General features: G+C 55.5%; 18 protein-coding genes, 1 pseudogene and 1 riboswitch. Of the genes and pseudogenes, 15 read left to right on the top strand and 4 right to left on the bottom strand.

What is annotated here, in order from left to right:
• Nucleotides 1–133: riboswitch (cobalamin riboswitch) on the top strand. This riboswitch is flagged as partial in the annotation.
• 191 nt (nt 134–324) lie between these two features.
• Nucleotides 325–2,592, top strand: coding sequence for a 5-methyltetrahydropteroyltriglutamate--homocysteine S-methyltransferase (gene metE, locus ACN0VM_RS17230; protein ID WP_417452134.1), 2,268 nt, complete (start codon nt 325–327; stop codon nt 2,590–2,592).
• A 116-nt stretch (nt 2,593–2,708) separates the two neighbouring features.
• Here metE and flgH read toward each other — a convergent pair whose 3' ends face one another.
• Genes flgH through ACN0VM_RS17250 form a run of 4 tightly spaced genes read right to left on the bottom strand, consistent with a single transcriptional unit; the run spans nt 2,709 to nt 6,085 of the window.
• Nucleotides 2,709–3,509, bottom strand: a complete 801-nt coding sequence (flgH, locus tag ACN0VM_RS17235; protein ID WP_417452135.1) for a flagellar basal body L-ring protein FlgH — start codon at nt 3,507–3,509, stop codon at nt 2,709–2,711.
• 11 nt (nt 3,510–3,520) lie between these two features.
• Nucleotides 3,521–4,486: a flagellar basal body P-ring formation chaperone FlgA gene (gene flgA / locus ACN0VM_RS17240; RefSeq protein WP_417452136.1), complete on the bottom strand. Its 966-nt coding sequence runs from the start codon at nt 4,484–4,486 to the stop codon at nt 3,521–3,523.
• A gap of 12 nt (nt 4,487–4,498) precedes the next feature.
• Nucleotides 4,499–5,284, bottom strand: a complete 786-nt coding sequence (gene flgG, locus ACN0VM_RS17245) for a flagellar basal-body rod protein FlgG (protein ID WP_417452137.1) — start codon at nt 5,282–5,284, stop codon at nt 4,499–4,501.
• A gap of 54 nt (nt 5,285–5,338) precedes the next feature.
• Nucleotides 5,339–6,085 carry a flagellar hook-basal body complex protein gene (locus ACN0VM_RS17250; RefSeq protein WP_417452138.1) on the bottom strand — a complete coding sequence of 249 codons (747 nt, stop codon included), beginning with the start codon at nt 6,083–6,085 and terminating at the stop codon, nt 5,339–5,341.
• A gap of 326 nt (nt 6,086–6,411) precedes the next feature.
• Here ACN0VM_RS17250 and ACN0VM_RS17255 point away from each other — a divergent pair, with 326 nt between their 5' ends.
• The 14 genes and pseudogenes from ACN0VM_RS17255 to pepN form a co-directional block, all read left to right on the top strand.
• On the top strand, nt 6,412–6,978 hold the full coding sequence (locus ACN0VM_RS17255; RefSeq protein WP_417452139.1) for a flagellar basal body-associated FliL family protein: 567 nt from the start codon (nt 6,412–6,414) through the stop codon (nt 6,976–6,978).
• 27 nt (nt 6,979–7,005) lie between these two features.
• Nucleotides 7,006–8,145, top strand: a complete 1,140-nt coding sequence (gene fliM, locus ACN0VM_RS17260) for a flagellar motor switch protein FliM (RefSeq protein ID WP_417452140.1) — start codon at nt 7,006–7,008, stop codon at nt 8,143–8,145.
• Nucleotides 8,146–8,154: 9 nt separating this feature from the next.
• Nucleotides 8,155–8,577 carry a DUF6468 domain-containing protein gene (locus ACN0VM_RS17265; RefSeq protein ID WP_417452141.1) on the top strand — a complete coding sequence of 141 codons (423 nt, stop codon included), beginning with the start codon at nt 8,155–8,157 and terminating at the stop codon, nt 8,575–8,577.
• Between the two features lie 53 nt (nt 8,578–8,630).
• Complete coding sequence (locus ACN0VM_RS17270; RefSeq protein WP_417452142.1) at nt 8,631–9,305, top strand: MotE family protein; 675 nt, start codon at nt 8,631–8,633, stop codon at nt 9,303–9,305.
• A 105-nt stretch (nt 9,306–9,410) separates the two neighbouring features.
• On the top strand, nt 9,411–10,061 hold the full coding sequence (locus tag ACN0VM_RS17275; protein WP_417452143.1) for a protein phosphatase CheZ: 651 nt from the start codon (nt 9,411–9,413) through the stop codon (nt 10,059–10,061).
• A 30-nt stretch (nt 10,062–10,091) separates the two neighbouring features.
• Nucleotides 10,092–10,772 (top strand): hypothetical protein, encoded by a 681-nt coding sequence (locus ACN0VM_RS17280; protein ID WP_417452144.1) that lies wholly within the window; start codon nt 10,092–10,094, stop codon nt 10,770–10,772.
• A complete protein-coding gene (locus tag ACN0VM_RS17285) occupies nt 10,772–11,494 on the top strand; it encodes an OmpA/MotB family protein (RefSeq protein ID WP_417452145.1) in 723 nt (240 codons plus the stop codon). The genes ACN0VM_RS17280 and ACN0VM_RS17285 overlap by 1 nt, the downstream gene beginning before the upstream one ends.
• Entirely contained in the window at nt 11,481–14,591 is a 3,111-nt protein-coding gene (locus tag ACN0VM_RS17290) for a tetratricopeptide repeat protein (RefSeq protein ID WP_417452146.1), read from the top strand. Before ACN0VM_RS17285 ends, ACN0VM_RS17290 begins: the two co-directional genes overlap by 14 nt.
• A 222-nt stretch (nt 14,592–14,813) precedes the next feature.
• A complete protein-coding gene (locus tag ACN0VM_RS17295; protein ID WP_417452147.1) occupies nt 14,814–15,092 on the top strand; it encodes a DUF2282 domain-containing protein in 279 nt (92 codons plus the stop codon).
• A gap of 80 nt (nt 15,093–15,172) precedes the next feature.
• Nucleotides 15,173–16,039, top strand: a complete 867-nt coding sequence (locus tag ACN0VM_RS17300; protein ID WP_417452148.1) for a DUF692 domain-containing protein — start codon at nt 15,173–15,175, stop codon at nt 16,037–16,039.
• Nucleotides 16,032–16,721, top strand: coding sequence for a putative DNA-binding domain-containing protein (locus ACN0VM_RS17305; RefSeq protein ID WP_417452149.1), 690 nt, complete (start codon nt 16,032–16,034; stop codon nt 16,719–16,721). Before ACN0VM_RS17300 ends, ACN0VM_RS17305 begins: the two co-directional genes overlap by 8 nt.
• 75 nt (nt 16,722–16,796) lie before the next feature.
• Entirely contained in the window at nt 16,797–17,195 is a 399-nt protein-coding gene (locus ACN0VM_RS17310; RefSeq protein WP_417452151.1) for a DoxX family protein, read from the top strand.
• Between the two features lie 124 nt (nt 17,196–17,319).
• Entirely contained in the window at nt 17,320–17,811 is a 492-nt protein-coding gene (locus ACN0VM_RS17315; RefSeq protein WP_417452150.1) for an Lrp/AsnC family transcriptional regulator, read from the top strand.
• A gap of 3 nt (nt 17,812–17,814) precedes the next feature.
• Nucleotides 17,815–18,110, top strand: a pseudogene (gene pepN / locus ACN0VM_RS17320) (aminopeptidase N); the annotation flags it as partial.

Here is an 18,110-nt window from a genome sequence, read left to right on the forward strand (position 1 = left end):
GCCAGTCCGGAGCTGCCCCGGCAACTGTCGGCGGAGTAGGGTGCTCACTCATGCCACTGGCGCGCAAGCGCTGGGAAGGCGAGCCGCCTTTTTTTCGCAAGCCAGGAGACCTACCAGCGGATTTATTTTAATCTTGATCCGGCCGGGGTGTGTCGGTGGGGATGGACCAATGATGCTGCCGATGCTTTTGCGCCACTAGGGCGCCTTCCCAATTTGAAGATTTACGCCTGTTTGCGGTGCGAAGATACGTGTCACACGTTTCTTGCTGGTGCTGTACGCGGGGGTCGGCACATATTGTCCGTCGTTAGACGAGGACTGAACACAATGGCATTATCTGCGAACCTGGGTTTTCCCCGCATAGGTGCGAACCGGGAATTGAAACGTGCTCTTGAAGCTTTTTGGAGTGGTGAGAGTGACCAGAAAACGCTGGAAACGATAGGCGCAGATCTGCGCCGAACCAACTGGACATGCCAGAGGGACGCGGGGGTGGATATCATCCCCAGCGGTGACTTCTCCTTCTATGACCAGATGCTGGACATGATCACCACGCTGGGGGCTATACCCAGACGCTACCGGCAGGCGTCACTGGCGTCGCCGCTTCACACCTACTTTGCCATGGCGCGTGGCACGGAAGGCTTGCCAGCGATGGAAATGACCAAATGGTTTGACACCAATTATCATTATATCGTGCCGGAGCTGTCGCCGGACCTGAAATTCGCCTGGGAAGATAAACGCCTGATCGGCCAGTACGTGGAAGCGAAGGCGCAGGGCATTGAAACCCGGCCGGTGATCATTGGGCCGCTGACTTTCCTTCGGCTTGCCAAGGTCAAGGCGGGCGAGAAGGGCGCGCTTGAGTATCTGGATGATCTGTTGCCAATCTATGCGGAAATTCTTTCCGCCCTGAAGGTCGCGGGGGCCGAATGGGTGCAGATTGACGAACCCGCGCTGTGCCTTGATCTGGAGCCGGAGTGGCTGAGCGCGGCGGTGCGGGCTTATGGGTATCTGGCGCCGCTCGCACCGGAAATCATGCTCGCGACCTATTTTGGTACGGTGGCTGACAAGTTGCAGCGCCTGCTGCCGCTGCCGCTTGCCGGGATACATCTTGACCTCGTGCGCGCGCCTGAGCAACTGGAGAAAGCCCTTGCCACATGGCCGGGTGACAAGGTTTTGTCGCTCGGCCTGGTCGACGGTCGCAATGTCTGGCGCAATGATTTGAGCGCGTCGCTGGACCGGATCGGGTGGGCAACCAAACACATTGCCCCCGATCGCCTGCAGGTGGCACCGAGTTGTTCGCTGTTGCATGTGCCGGTGGATCTTGATGCCGAGCCTGAACTGGACGCAGAGGTCAAGCCGTGGCTGGCGTTTGCCGCACAGAAACTTGATGAGCTTGTTGTGCTGGCCGGTGCCGTGACAGAGGGCAGGGAAGCCTATGCTCCGGCTTTTCATGACAGTGATGATGCGGCTGCAGAGCGGCGGCTCTCAACCCGGGTGCATAACCCGGCGGTGGCCCGCCGTCTGGCCGGGAAGCCCGCCGTCACGCGCGAGCCGCGAAGCATGCGACAACAGCGACAAGCCTCGCAACTGAAACTGCCGAAGTTCCCGACCACAACGATTGGCTCTTTTCCGCAAACCGAAACCGTGCGGCAGGCCCGGGCGACGTTCCGCAAAGGCGTGCTGAGCGCAGCGCAATATGATGAATTCCTCAAAAGCGAGACGGAAAAAGCCATTCGCTTTCAGGAAGAGGCCGGGCTTGATGTGTTGGTGCACGGCGAGTTTGAACGCAATGACATGGTCGAATATTTTGGTGAATTGCTGGACGGTTTCATTTTTACCAAAAAGGCATGGGTGCAATCATATGGCTCGCGGTGCGTGAAACCTCCGATCATTTTTGGCGATGTATCGCGCCCCGCGCCGATGACGGTGAAATGGTCTTCCTATGCGCAGTCGCTGACGGACAAACCGGTGAAGGGCATGCTGACAGGCCCGGTGACCATCCTGCAGTGGTCCTTTGTGCGCGATGACCAGCCCCGTGCGGTCACTTGCCGGCAGATCGCCTGCGCCATTCATGATGAAGTGCGTGACCTTGAAGCCGCGGGCATTGGCATTGTCCAGATTGACGAACCGGCGCTCAGGGAGGGCCTGCCGCTCAGGCAGTCAGACTGGCAGGACTACCTCGATTGGGCGGTGGACTGTTTCCGGCTTTCGGCCGGTGCGGCATCGAGCCAGGTCCAGATTCATACCCATATGTGTTACGCTGAATTCGAGGACATCATGCCATCGATCGCTGCACTGGATGCCGATGTTATCTCGATTGAGGCGTCGCGGTCGGATATGGGCCTGTTGAATATTTTCAGGGACTTTGACTACGCCAATGAGATTGGCCTTGGGGTATATGACATTCATGCCCCGCGCTGCCCGGACATACAGGAACTAACGGAAAAAATCGCCAAGGCGGCGTGCGTCCTGAAACCTGAAAATATCTGGGTGAACCCCGATTGCGGCCTCAAGACCCGGAAATGGGATGAGGTCAGGCCTGCGCTTGCCAATATGGTAAGTGCGGCGAGATCCTTGCGAATCGAATCGATTCGTTAGGGCGCCTAATTGGCAAAAAAAGAGGCCGGGACAAGCGCCCGGCCTTTGTCAGTTGGCTTTATTTCAGTAAATACTCCTAGTCTCTCTCTGTAGTCCTCCTTGGTTGATGTTACGCATTAGAATGGGAAGATGATGTCGTACAGCTGGGTCCCATAACGAGGCTGTTGGACATCTGAAATCTGCCCCTTGCCGCCGTAGGAAATACGGGCTTCGGCAATCTGTGTGTGGGAAATCGTGTTGCCACTGGAGATATCCTCAGGGCGTACGATCCCGGCGAGCAGCAGTTCGCGTTTTTCAAAGTTGACACGTACTTCCTGACGGCCCTGGATCACGAGGTTGCCGTTGGGCAATACCTCTGTGACAATGGCGGCTACGGTCATATTGATGGCTTCCGAACGGTCGACCGATCCTGTGCCCGAGTAGCTTGAGCCTGAATCAGCGCCGACCAGAGTGCTGGGGTTAAAGGCATTTGCAGCAGCGGCGTTACCGTTCGTTGCACCAGCGTCAGCAGCACGCTTGTTAAAAAGTGCATTGGGAATGGCAGCTTCAAGCCCGAGGAAGTTGGGCAGACCCGCACTTTCTGCGGTGGTGCGTTGGCGGCTGGTGGTGTTGCCGATCTGTGCGCTGTCCGAAATGTCGATGTTGACAGTCAGGATGTCGCCGATGTTGCTGGCGCGCTGGTCCTTGAAGAAGGCACGGGCACCGGTGCGCCACAGCGAATTGGGTTGATATTTGTCTGGCGCGTCACTGGGCATTGGCAGGCTGATCGACCGCTGGGCCACAGGTGCCTTGATGTCCTTGATCGGCGTCAGGCCAGGTTCCTTACCGATGTTGCCGATCCGGTCAGCGGCACCACAGGCGGCAAGCGATGTCAGTGCAGCCAGAAGGAGTGTTTTTTGAGCAATTTTTTTAAACATGACTGCCTCCTTCACAATGCAGCGAGCGTTAAGCTGTTACTGGTAACGGCGACCTGCGCCGGGTTCAAAACCTTGGCGTCTACCGTCTGCTTGGACTTGGTGTTCATCACGCGAATGGTGTCGCCCTGGCCGCCGTTCTCAAGCGCGCGGCCTGATGCGGTCAGCGAAAGCCCGCCTAGTTGCACGACCATGGTCACAACCGAGCCTTTTTCCACCACAACCGGTGCCATGACGTCGGTGGTGTATAGCGGGCGGCCGGGCTGCAGCGACCGTTTCACGGTTTGGCCAACCAGTTCGGCACTGGAGGCCACAACGCGGTTATTGATCTGCCGTACCGGTAGTCTGGTCCACTGTATATCGGACTTGCTGATCACTTCACCCGGGGCCAGCACGCGCGCCAGTGTTGGCACCATGCGCACCTCCTGCACCCGGCCCGAGATATTCAACCGTGAAGGCTGGTTGGTTCCCGTCGGGATCAGTGCAACGGCGGTGAAACGGTCCTGCCTGTTGTTCAGTTGGAAGTTTTCAAGCTGAATGTCTTCCACGCTGGTGTCGGCAGGCAAATAAAGCCCGGCGCGCCGACCAAAGACCTGTATATCGATATTGCCTGCAATACCGGCCGCCTGAGCCTCGCGAAGCGCGATATCACCGAGATCATCAAGCGAGAAGGCATTGCCTTCGCGGTAAACATTGACTCGCTTGAGGTATGTGGGGCGTTGCCAGTCAAGGCTGTACTGTTCGGCAATGCGGTCAAGCTCGTGGGAGCTCAATTGTTTGCTGTCACCTGGCGCCGGAGCTTCCAGAATGATGGTTTCTGCCTCTGCGCCCAAGCCGTCGAACAGATCGCCGAGCTTGATGACCGGATCGATGACCGACAAGTGTTCACGAAGGTCGGCGGCAGATGCTGCCGGGGCAAGCGCCCCGCATAGCAGCGCAGCGATGATCGTCTGTCTGGTATTTTTGCCGAAATTAGCCATTAAAGCCTCCTATTAGCGCAGGTTATTGGCAGCCTGAAGCATCTCGTCCGAGGTCTGGATTACCTTGGAATTGAGCTCATAGGCACGTTGCGCGGAGATCATGGACGTAATTTCACCCACGGCATTCACATTGGACTGTTCAAGGTACCCCTGTACAATCTTGCCGAAACCGGGCAGGCCGGCCTGGCTTACATTGGGTGCACCGGAAGCCTGACTTTCGAGGTAAAGGTTGCCGCCCACAGCTTCAAGACCCACTTCGTTCGGGAAGGTGACAAGGTCAAAGGTGCCGATAACAGCCGGGTTTGTTTGGCCGTCCTGTTTAACGGAGACTTCACCCTGTTCGTTGATCGAGACATCAATAGCGTCCTGAGGGATATTGATCACCGGTTGCACGGGATACCCTTCCGGGCTCACGAGGCGACCGTCCTGATCAACCTGAAAGGAGCCTGCGCGGGTATAGGCGCTTTGGCCATCCGGCAGCTGGATGTGGAAGAAGCCGCGACCGTTGATGGCGACATCATATTCGTTGCCGGTGCTGGCGAGGCTACCTTGGTCCGTGATGCGGTATACACCGGCGGCGCGGACACCCACACCCACCTGAATGCCGCTTGGCACAGTGGTGCCCGCGTCGGACGAGTTGGCGCCAACCCGTTCAATGTTCTGGTAAAGAAGGTCCTGGAACTCCGCCCGCTGGCGTTTGAAGCCAGTCGTGTTCATATTGGCGATATTGTTCGAGATAACCTCGATGTTGAGTTGCTGAGCGAGCATGCCGGTCGCTGCGGTGCTTAGTGCTTTCATCTTCTAATCCTTTCCTCAATTACCCTTCAGGAATTACCTTTCAGGGGCGGCCGGTTATTGCACGCGGGCAAGCCGGTCGAGGGAGTCCTTGCGCATATCTTCGTAGCCGGATGAGTTTTTGGAGGCGCGCTCATAGGCTCGCATCACGTCGATCATCTCGACCATGGATTCGATGGCGTTCACGTTCGAGCCTTCAAAAGCCTTGGGGCGGAGTGAAACATCGGTCATGTTCTCGGGTGGCTCAGGGGCTTGATCTGTCTCATAAAGCGACGAACCGCGGCGTTTCATATTCTGCTCGTTGGCAAATGATACGAGGCCGATTTTGCCCTTTTCGCCATTATTGGTCGAGAGGGTGCCGTCTGTTGCGATATGGATGTCGGTGTCTTCTTCGTCGAACTGGATGGTCTGACCGTTTTCGTCCAGCACTTTTTCGCCGGACAAGAGGGCGAGTTCGGCATCCTTGTCAACCATCATGCGGCCGTTGCGGGTATATACCTTCTCGCCGTCACTTGCCGTGACGGTAAGGTATCCGCGGCCCTTGATAAAGACATCAAGCGGATTATTGGATGAAATCATGTTGCCTGTGTCTGTATTGCGGGTCACACCCGCGTCCATGACATAAGCTATTTTGCCACCAGTGGTGGCTGCGGCGCCCGGCGCATCCATAAGATGCTGGCGGAAAACCACGCGTTCTTTATTGAAAGCTGTTGTCGACATGTTTGCGATATTGTGTGCAACCACGTCCATGCGCCGCTTGAGTGCGCTTCTATGTGCCAACCCGACAAAAAGTGCGGTATCCATTGTTTTTCTCCTGCTTGTGCAGACCCTGCGTTTTCGCAGTTATGGTTTGCTCAGAGAAAAGCAGGAAGCGTGCCAATTTTTTATCTGTTTAAAAACAATGCATTATGCCCTTCTTCTCATGAAGGGGGAAGAATTACCGGGTGTTTTGCCGCCCCTTTTTTGCCGGGGTGGGTAAGTTTGGCCGATTTTTGATGCGTGTTTTCTTTACGCCGGTTTCACGGCTTGTTAACTATGTATAAATAAAGATAAAGTTGAAACGGAATTATATATGGTAGGTCACGCTCAGTAGGCGCAAGACCGACAGGCAAAAGGATCGTGGAAGTTTCATGGCCAACGATATGGACGACACACTGGGAGAAGCTGAGCTTGTAGAAGGGCTTGAACGCAAGAAGGTCAGCGGAAAAAAGGTTGTTATTGGCGCTTTGGCCCTGGTGGTGGGGGTGGCTGCCATTTTTGGTGTCATGTCTTTTATTGGGGGGGACGACGAACCTCATGAAGAAGACCCGATGGAACAGATGGCACAGGACGCTGCTGACAGGCGTGAACAGGCCGAGCTTGAGGAAGACGCGCCGACGGAGAAGCTGAAGACACTGTTTTATGAAATTCCTGCCCAGCAATATAACCTGAACACCGGGGGGCAGGGTGCCAGCTTTCTGCGGGTTCAGATCCAGCTTGAGGTGGACCGTGAAAGCTATAAGTCCGACCTCGATGCCAAATTGCCACGTATCCTGGACGAATTTAACGTCTATATGCGTGAACTTCGCCCTGAAGATCTTGACGGCGCGGCGGGTATATTTCGTCTGAAAGAAGAGCTTTTGATGCGGATTAATCAGGCAGTTGCACCCACGCGTGTGAAAGACGTCCTGTTTCAGGAATTCTTGGTCCAAGGCTAGGGTAGCTGCTTTAACTCGTGAGAAAACATGGCTGACGAAGAAGAAATTGACGACGAAGCGGTAGCTGCAGAATGGGAAGCCATGGCTGGCGGCGGCGGCGATGATGACGACGATGGCGACCAGGATGCTATGGCGGCCGAGTGGGAAGCCATGGCTGGCGCCGAGGAAGAGGAAGACAGTTCTGGACCCTCTCCCGGCCGCGTATTGGATCAGGACGAGATCGACAGCCTGCTGGGCTTTGACGGTGATGGTGACGCCGGGGAGATGACCGGTATTCACGCGCTGATTAATAGCGCGCTGGTGTCCTATGAACGCCTGCCGATGCTCGATATCATTTTTGACCGTATGGTGCGTATGATGTCCACGAGCCTCAGGAACTTCACCTCTGATAATATCGAGGTTTCGCTTGATAACATTACCTCGGTTCGTTTTGGCGACTATTTGAACTCGATCCCGCTGCCTGCCATGCTGGCGGTCTTCCGTGCGGAAGAGTGGGATAACTATGGCCTGATGACGATTGACAGTAGCCTGATCTATTCGATCGTGGATGTGCTTCTGGGCGGCAGGCGCGGCACAGCCGCCATGCGGATCGAGGGTCGGCCCTATACAACCATCGAGCAGACGCTGGTGGAGCGGATGATCTCGGTTGTCCTCAAGGATATGTGCGGTGCGTTTGAACCGCTGAGCCCAGTGAATTTTACCTTTGACCGGCTGGAAACCAACCCACGCTTCGCCACCATTGCACGGCCCCCCAACGCCGCGATCCTGATCAAGCTTCGGGTGGACATGGAAGACCGGGGCGGTCGCCTTGAGGTTTTGTTCCCTTATGCCACGCTTGAACCGGTGCGGGAATTGCTGCTGCAACGCTTCATGGGCGAGAAATTCGGCCGCGATAGCATCTGGGAAACCCACCTGGCGACCGAACTTTGGCGTGCGGATGTGGACCTCCATGCCATCATGGATGAAACGACCATGTCGCTCAGGGATGTCATGAATCTGCAGGTTGGCCAGACGATCATGTTTAACAAGACTCCCAACGACGAAGTTGTGCTAAAATGCGGTGATGTGCCGATGGTCAGTGGCGCGATTGGCCGTGCCGGGCAACATGTGGCGGTGCAGGTGCGGCAAACAGCCGAACGGCTGTCACACAGCGATGAAAACCAATAGGGTGCTTTGATGGATCTGGTCTCTGAGATGATTGTTGATGGCGTGCTGGCAGTGTTGCTTGTCTCGGCTATTGTTGTGTCGATCATCGTCTATCGTCGGCTGGGCACGATCCGGCAGGGGCAGGCACAATTGCGTGAACTGGTGGACGACTTGAACCGGGCTGTTGGCAACGCGCAGAACAGTGTTGAGGGGTTGAAGAAATCCGCGGTGGAAATTGAGGAAGTGCTGTCCGTGCGCGTTCAGAAAGCCAGCGCGCTGGCTGACGAACTGGGCATGATAACCGAGGCCGGTAATAACCTGGCGGACAGGATTGAGCGCGGCCTGACAGGGGCTAGTGCCGCCACTGGTAACCGGGCGGAGAGCGCGGGAAAAACAGAGGCCTCCAGCAAGCAGCAGCAGGAAATCCTCGCTGCCCTTCGAGAGGCCCGGTAAAGCAATGACAACAACATGGCATGATAGGCTGACATGGACGAAGGACGCATGACATGAGTGGCGCTGTAATGAGCAGAGTTCGTATTTTTCCGCTGCTGATCCTCGTGGCCATGGTCGCGCTGGGTGTTCGTGGGATCAATCTCTATACCGGCTTCAACCTTTTGACCCAGCCGGTGAGCGCGCAGGAGCAGCCGGGCGACGAGGCCGAGGGCGCGCAAAACGCGGAAGCCATAACCGATGCAGATGCACAACGCATGGCCGATGCACCAACGAACCAACCCCTTGTTGTGGGCCTGCCCAGCAATGAGGAAATGGAGCTGATCACCCAGCTTCGGGAACGCCGGCAGGAACTGGAAGTGCGTGAGACGAAACTGGACCTTCAGGAACAGCTGCTGGCAAGCACTGAAAAGCGTATCAATGATAAAATCAGTCAACTGGAAGTGCTTGAAGGCAGGATCAAGGAACACCTCCGTATTTTTGAGCAGGCTGAAGACGACAAGCTCGCGAGCATCGTAAAAGTTTACGAGACGATGAAGCCAAAGGATGCGGCACCTCGCTTCGAGGCACTGGCGCTTCAGACCCAGGTCGACCTTGTCACTAGAATGAAGTCTTCAAAGGTCGCAGCTCTTATGGGCGAAATGACACCTGAAAAGGCATCAGTATTAACAACAGAACTTGCAACACTTGCGCAGCCGCCGAGTGTGCAGGAACTGGATTCCAACCGGTAAGCAGGACGGTCTCAACCAGGAGGGTGAGTGATCCTCTCGGCGGTGGCAGGCAGTGGGTTGGGTTCGGGCGTTTTTGAGTACGGTGGGGGCATAGGAGTAGCGGGAATGGCAAAACAGGCAACAATGGTGAGCCTGGACGACAGGGCGGAAGCGCTGCGTCAGGATAGAGGCGAAAACGTTGCGATCGAGGACATTGCGTATGTGGTTGGCAGTCTTGTCAAGGGCACGACGCATGACGATGAGGTCGGCAAGATTGCAGTGGAACTGCGAGAACTGCTGACCTACATAGGTGCCGCGAAAAACGAGCTTGTCGGCATGCAGCCGAAGTCTCTGTCCAATCGCGATATTCCAGATGCCGGCGAGCAACTGGACGCAATTGTGAAATCCACTGAAGAAGCTGCGGAAAGCATCATGGATGCGGCTGATGCCGTGTCCCAGCTCTCGGATGAGAGTGACGGCGAAATGGCAGAAAAGCTGGAAAAAGTGTCCACTGAGCTGTTTCAGGCATCCAGTTTTCAGGATCTTACCGGTCAGCGTATAACGAAGGTAATGCGTACGCTTGGCCATCTGGAAGAACGGTTGAATGCGCTCGCGGACGCTATCGGGGACGATTATATCGAACCTCAGGAAGAAGAGATCGAACGTGACGATGAGGGCGTGGTGGCGGACGAAACTGATCTTCTTCACGGGCCTCAGCTTGAAGGCGAGGGCAATAGTCAGGACGAGATTGACGCCATCCTCGCAGCCTTTGACTAGTTTTCCCGCCAACCGGATTGATCGGGCAGTATGTTTATAGAACAGGAACGAACCAGAAGACTTTTCGGTAGCGACAACACGCTTGGCTTGTTTGTTGCCCTGTATCTCATTCTGCTCGCCTTTTTTATTGTTCTGACCTCAGTTTCCCAGCATGCAGCCGACCGCGCTGCCGTTGCGATGGAGAGTGTGAACCAGACATTTGACGCCAGGGCCGAGAATGTGCGCCGCAATCTTGATCCGCGCGCGTCGGACAACCCGTCAAATGACACTGTCTTGCGTTCAGTGCAGCAGTCCTTTTATGCAGAGTTCGGCATTGAAGGCCGGTTCGGCACCAGGGGCGGCAACACCTTTGAGGTGGAATTTCCGCAGGAGTATCTTTTTACCCCGGGGTCCTTCGGTATTCGGCAGGATATGCACGGTTTTCTTGACCAGTTGCTGACTGCGCAGCAGAGCGGTTTTGCTGATGCGCGGCAGGAAATAGCCTTCATGTTTGGCAGTGGTAAAGGGCCTGTTGCGGCGGAAATGACCCGTTCGCAGGAGATTGCAATCCGCCGCGCCGGGTCACTGGCGCGGTATCTGAAAGGCAAGGGTGTTCCGGATGGTAGCCTGGTCACCGGATTTGTCGGTATCGACGAAGGACAGATACTGGCTGTTTTCCGTACCACGCAGGAAATCGGTGCGGTGTCGCCGCTGGGGCGGGAGCTGCCCTGATGTTATCGCCGGTTAAAAAACGCGACATTGCTGCCGCTCCGTGGATTTTGACGTTTGCCGACCTGCTGTCGCTGTTGCTGACGTTTTTTGTTCTGGTTTTTTCGATGAATGCAATTCAGTTCGATAGCTGGAAGTCTGTTGTTCAGACCATGTCTGAAGAGTTCAACCCGAACCGCCCCCGTGTGGAGGTGCGGCCTCACGACACGCCAGAATCGATAATGACCCGGCATATCCCCGGACTCAACCTCTCTTATCTGGAGGCCCTTTTAAGGCGGCAACTGGCGCTTGTGCCGCTGTTTCAGGATGCCGAAGTTCATCTTGTTGGTGACAATGTGATCATTTCCCTGCCCGCAAGCCTTATGTTTGAGCGGAAAAAAGCTGTGCTGGCACCCGACGCGACCCGTGCGCTGCGCCAACTCGCGGGGGCTCTTGTACAGATACGCAATAAACTCCAGGTGGTCGGGTATACCGACGCGGCGCCCGTTTCCAGCGGTGAGTTTCGCTCAAACTGGGAGCTTTCGCTCACTCGCGCGCGAACGGTTGCAGGCCTGCTGGCGGATGCAGGCTACCGTCAATCGATTTCCGTGCTTGGTTACGCTGATACACGGTTGCAGGACCTGAACGTGACCCTGAGCGCAAAAAGCCGGTATGAATGGTCAGAGCGGATTGATATCGTGCTGGTAAATGAACGACGTGGACAGAGCACTTATGACATTTTCTAGAAGCCAGAATATAGTCAGTGCTGCGGTTTTCCTCGCACTTGTGACCGGTGTCCCGGCAGTTCACGCGCAAACCGCAGTGGATGAAACTGCACCAGAGGAGACAGTCTCCGCTCCTGCGATCTCCGCTCCGGCGATCACGGGGCCGACTGTCACCGTGGAGGGGGCGCAGCAATCCAACGCGGCGCGGCTGGCATTTTCGGTGCCACGCAACACGGCCTATACTGTATCGAGCCGCAACGGAGAACTGCGACTGACGTTTCAGGCCACGTTGAATATCGATGTTGCCGCGTTGATCGCGTCCCCGCTCAGGCAGGCGACAAACCCGCGTGTTGACGTACAGACAGGCCAGACCACGCTGGTGATGGATATCCCTTCAGATGCGAGAACGCAGGACTTCTGGTCTGGTCAATATCTGGTGATTGATGTCTATTCCGAGCGTGCGGCGCGGCCTCAAACCGGGGCTAATATGGCGGAACCGATCGCACCCACTGCGACAGCCGGGCAAGGGGCCGGTGATGCAGCCGAGGCTCCGGCAGGTGAAGACGGAAGGCCCGCGCTTGATGACCTTGCCGCGCTGCCCGCAGATGCGCGGGAAGATGGCGAGGGTGGCAATAGTGCCGAAGGTACCGCAGATCAGACGGGTGCTGTCTCAGACGCAGGGGGGGCACCGTCAGTTCAACAGCCCGGCATCAACATTCGGGGCGTTACAGCTTTTTCCGATGAGGACAAGGTTATCAGTGTTTCTGTCACGGAAGTGGACGCGGGCATTCAACTGCGCTTTCCCTGGCAGGAGGAAGTCGGCGCCGCTGTGTTTGAACGCTCCGGCGTTTTGTGGGTTATTTTTGACCAGCCTTACAAACTTGACCCAGGCGGCTTGCGCGAAGCTGATGACGTGCTGGATGAGCGCATCACAGCGCTGGAAGTTCATGACAACAGGGATGCGCTTGTCATGCGCCTTGAGATTGCCGCACAGCAGTACTTTGTTGTCGAGCGTGACGGAAACGCCTGGCTTGTGAGCCTGAAGGATACGCCGGCCAAACCCCGTTTTCCGCTGGAGCCGAGACGGCAGGCCGAAGGCGTGCAGGGACAGCAGATTTTTGTGCCCGCGACGAATATTGGCCGGAAAATTGAAATTGAAGACCCGGCTATTGGCGATTTCCTCGTTGTACTCCCCATGGTCAGCGAAGGTCGTGGCATGGCGCAAGATTATAGTTATGCTTCTTCGCAGTTGCTTGAGACCGCGCAGGGTGTTGTAGTCATGCCCAAGTCCGATTTTGTCGACGTGGAGCGTTTTACCGACGGTATCGCTATTCGTACGACAGGCAATAATATGCTCTCGGCGACCAAGCTTTCCCGGGGAACGGGCACTGACCCACGCGGGGGTAACGGTCAGTTTAAAAGGCTGATTGATTTTGATGCGTGGCGTATCGGCAAAGCCTTTGAGTACCGTAAAAACAAAGCGTTGCTGTTTTATGAGCTTTCTCTACAGCCGCTGACGGACCGTAATGCGGCCCGTTGGAAACTGGCGCGCTTTTACTTGGCACATGGCCGTGCAGCGGAATCGCTGGGGGTTTTGGCCAGAATGCTGGATGAAGATCCACTGCTGGCGCAGAACAGTGAGTTCCTTGCTGTGCGCGGCGTTGCGAATTTTAAGCAAGGTCGTTTGGAAATGGCCAGTGTGGATCTCGCCCATAAGGGTCTTGAGGCGGAGCAGGATGCCGAGCTGTGGCGTGGTTTGGTGGCAGAAGCATTGGGGCAATACGATGCCGCGCTTGAGCATTACCGCCGCGGCAAAGACGTTATGGGAACATATGATGACTATGACCGCGCCGAAATTCAGTTGGCGATGGTCCGGGCAGCACTTGAGCTGGATCAGATTGAACTGGCACTGCGCGAACTTGATCTGCTGAATGGTCTGAACCTGAATGATGAGCAGCTTGCGGAATCGGTTTTCCAGAGCGCACGTATCGCAGCCATGCAAGGACAAACGGACGCGGCGCTTGTACAGTACGACGATTTGGCGGATGCTCCCTATCGCTGGATTGCAGCCCGTGCCAGGTACGCGCGCACCATGCAAAATCTTAAAAATGGCGATGTGACGGAACTAGAGGCCATCGACCAGCTCGAACGCCTGCGCTTTGCCTGGCGTGGCGCTCGCTTTGAAGCACAGCTGCTCGATGACCTCGCCGACCTTTACTTCTCAACGCGGCAATATGAACTGGGACTTGAGGTCTTGCGGCAGGGCTTGTCCTATTTCCCGACATTGGCGCGCGAAAAGCAGATGATCAGCCGGTCGGCCAATATGTTCAAGGAACTGTTTCTGAATGGTGAAGCCGATGAACTGACCCCCATTCAGGCCATCAGCCTGTATTATAAGTTCCGTGACCTGACCCCGCTGGGTACGGAAGGGGACCTGATGATCCGGCGCCTCTCGGACCGGCTGGTCTCGGTTGATTTGCTCGACCGCGCGGCGGAACTGTTGGAATATCAAGTGCGTGTTCGCACCGAAGGTGCCGCCCGTGCGCTGATCGCCTCCAACCTGGCGAAAATCTATATTCTCAACGAGCAGCCCCAGAAGGCGCTTGAAATCATGCGCGCAACCCGGGAACCCCGGCTGCCGGAAGACATAGACAATACGCGCAGGCATGTAGAGACACGGGCGCTGGTGGAGCTTGGTCGTTATGAAGAGGCTGAAGTGCTGCTGGAAGGGGACCGCAGCGCAGAAGCCAATGTGTTGCGGGCGGATATCTTCTGGGGTTCAAAAAGCTGGTCTCGCTTTGCGAATGCCACGCGGGAAATGCTGGGTGATGGCTGGCGCCGTAATGAGGCATTAAGCCCGCTTGAGCGTCTTAATCTTATCCGCCTTACTATTGCGATGACTTTCATGGAAGACCGGGCGGGCTTGATTGAAATGCGTCGGCGCTATGGTCCGCAGATGCGCGGTGGTGATTTTGCACAGGCCTTTGACCTGTTAACCAATGATCAGGAATTGTCAGGGCGCGAGCTCGGCGCGATTGCCAGCCAGATTGCCAGCGTGGAGAAACTGCAGTCTTTCATGCGGGACTATCGCAGTGATTTCTCTGGTTCGGGCCGCTAGCCTCAGTTTTTATCAATGCTGGTTTTTATGACCCGAGGCTGTATTGGTCCTGGTGGCATGTTTTGCAGCCTGTGACGCAAAAACATGCTCGCGCCTGACTCACCAACTCGTGACATTGATATTATTTTCTATTTGCCGCTTCGTGCGCGACTATAGTGATGCAAAGCGGTTGATAACACCGCGAGGAAGTGTGCAAACAATCAATGACAGGGGAATGTCAAAATGAAATTCAACAAATATGCCAAAGCCGCAGTTGCCACAACAAGTGCAGTTGCTTTTGCTATGACGGTAGCTGCCGGTTCAGCTTCTGCCGATGACAAAAAAGGCAAAAAGGAAAAATGCTTCGGCGTCGTTGCCAAAGGCATGAACGACTGTGCAACCTCCACGCATAGCTGCGCAGGTCAAGCTTCTGCAGATAACCATGGGGAAGAGTGGATTTACGTTCCTGCCGGCATGTGTGAGCGCATTGCGGGCGGTGCCAAGCAGCCGAAAAAGTCCTGATCTTGACAGTTGAGTGATTCATTGGAGCAGCATGGCGGTCGCCTGTCATGCTGCTTCATGTTTTTTGTGGAGTGAACCGGATGTCCGTTCATTTTCCATGGCTGCCTGCCGGGCAAGCTGTTCCCGTGGGTGTAAGCCTGAAAACCCAGTATTTCGACCATGTATTGGAAAAGCGGCCGCAGCTCGGCTTTTTTGAGGTCCACGCAGAGAATTACATGAGCTCCGGCGGTGCCCATCACCGCTATCTGGAAGCTATTTGTGAACATTACGCGCTTTCCCTTCACGGTGTAGGCATGTCGCTGGGATCGGCTGAAGGTCTTGATCCAGCCCATGTGCAGCGCTTTAGCGCGCTGGTGAACAGGTATAACCCTGCACTTGTGTCCGAGCATCTGGCCTGGTCGGTGCGGGGCGGTACTTATCTCAATGATTTATTACCGTTACCGATGACACAGGAAAGCCTTCAGGTGGTGGCTGACAATGTCAACAGATTACAGGACAGCATTGGCCGAGCTATTCTGGTGGAAAACCCGTCGAGCTATCTCTCCTTTCGCTCGAGCGAAATGAACGAGCTTGAGTTTCTCCATGCCTTGTGTGAGCGGTCGGGCTGTGGCCTGCTTCTTGATGTCAACAATGTTTTTGTATCGGCCAGCAATATGGGATTCGATGCGTCCCGTTATTTGGCCGATGTTCCGGCATCCTTGATTGGCGAGCTTCACCTGGCAGGGCACTTACTGCGGGATATCGGTGGTACGCCGTTGCGTATTGACGACCATGGTAGCCCGGTCGCTGATGAGGTTTGGCACCTATACAAAACCCTGATTGCGCGTGTGGGGCCCAAGCCCACGCTCATCGAATGGGATACGAATATACCGACCTTCGATATTCTTGAGCAGGAAGCCGAAAAAGCTGCTTCCTTTATGGCGTATGGGGCCCATGCCAATGTCTGAACTGGCGCACCTTCAGCAGGCAATGAAAGAGGCCTTGGTTTCAGGCGGTGAGCCCGCAAAAGCACTACAGGACGCTGTTGTGTCGGACGCTATCCCGGCGGCGGGCCGTTTGCGCATACACCAGAACAATTACCGGGAAATGTTGACGGACGCGCTGCTTGCGTTGTTTCCCGTTGCGAAGGTTTTTGTCGGGGAGGCGTTTCTCAGGGGCGTGATTGGCAAATATATTCAACAGCAGCCACCACAGGCGCCCGTGTTGTCGCAATATGGTGCTGACCTGCCTGCGTTTCTGGAAGATTTTGGCCCCGCGCGTCAGGTGCCGTATTTGCCTGATGTGATCAGGCTGGAGTGGGCCGTGCACAGCTTGCAGCTCGTCGATGAGATGGAAATCGTGCCTAGTGATGGTCTGGTTCAATGCTCGCCCAATGTACGGCTGATCGACAGCGAATACCCAATTCTGAATTTGTGGATGGCCGGAACAGGGCAAATCCCGCCTGAGGCCGTGCATTTGAAAGCCGGGGGACAGTGCGCCGCCGCTATGTTGACAGCAGGAGAGGTGCGTTTGATTGCGCTTGATAAGGCGCAGCGTGATGCAATGGCCTGTATCGAAATGGGAGAGCCGACAGACCCGGCCGTGCTGGCGACCCTCATGGACATGGCGCTGGTGTGCCAAAAGATCTGAAGAAAGGTTTTCACCATGCAGGCGATGATCAGGCAAGTGAGAGATGCTGGCGCGCGGATTGAACAGGTTTTCGACATGCGCGACTATATGGCGTTGTGGCTCAGGTGCTGGGTGGCCCACATATTTTATGCCAGTAGTCGGACCAAGGTTGCCGGTGGGTTTCTGGAGCCTTCCGACACGACCTATACGCTGTTTGAGTATGAATATGCGCTGCCGCTGATACCCACCGACTGGGCGGTTAATCTGGCAATTTATGCGGAGACCTTTCTACCCATTCTGTTGATCGCAGGCCTTGCGTCGCGGCTGAGCGCGCTGGGCTTGTTTGGCATGACTCTGGTCATACAGATATTTGTCTATCCCGCGCATTTCTCTGAGCATGTGAGCTGGCTTGCCGCGCTCCTGCCGATCATGTTGCTTGGTGGTGGGAAAATTTCACTTGACCATCTTTTATTCCGGCAAAAAAGAACCAAATAGCGATGAACGCCCACATTAGGCAGGCTTAATAGGAGCATGAGCTATTTTTCCGTTAAAAGACTAGAAAAATAGGCTAATAGAGGCTGACAGTGAGAAGAGGAACATCCTCGCCAAAGGATATAAAATGGACGAAATTGACCGCAAGATTTTGAACCTGCTGCAAAAAGATGCAACGCTTAGCACTGCTGAGATAGCGGAAGCGGTTGGCCTTTCAACGACGCCGTGCTGGCGCAGGATACAGATCCTTGAGCAGGAAGGTTATATCACCCGCCGGGTTGCGCTTGTTGACCGCAATAAAATCAATGTGCCGCTTGATGTTTTTGTCGCTATCCGCACCAATGAACATAACTTCGAATGGCTTGATGAATTTGCCCAGCTTGTGTGCGAGTTTCCCGAAGTGGTGGAACTCTACCGCATGAGCGGTGAGATCGATTACCTGATGCGGGTGGTTGTGCCCGATATGGCTGCCTATGATACCTTCTACAAGAAGCTGATCAAGAAGGTACAGCTCACGGACGTCAGTTCGTCTTTTGCGATGGAACGGATCAAATATACCACCGCCCTGCCGCTCGATTATGCCATTGGGGACAATAAAAACCGCCGCAAAAGGGGCTAGTTCGTGGATGCATCAAGTGCCGCTGCTGCGCCAAAGCAGGAAATCAGGCTTGCCGACTATCAACCGCCTGCCTTCAGTGTTGACAGTGTTGATCTGACGTTTGATCTCAGCGACGAGCGGGCGACAGTGACCGCGCTCTCGACACTGAGACGACAGCACGGCAGTGGTGCTCTGGTACTTGATGGTGGCCCCTATATGACGCTTCTCCGTGTGGAGGTGGATGGCCGTATATTGGACAGCGGTGATTATAGGCTGGACGCCAATGGTTTAACGATAGCCAGCGTACCCGATGCATTTAC

Source organism: Kordiimonas sp. (genome assembly GCF_048260245.1).
Taxonomy (GTDB): domain Bacteria; phylum Pseudomonadota; class Alphaproteobacteria; order Sphingomonadales; family Kordiimonadaceae; genus Kordiimonas.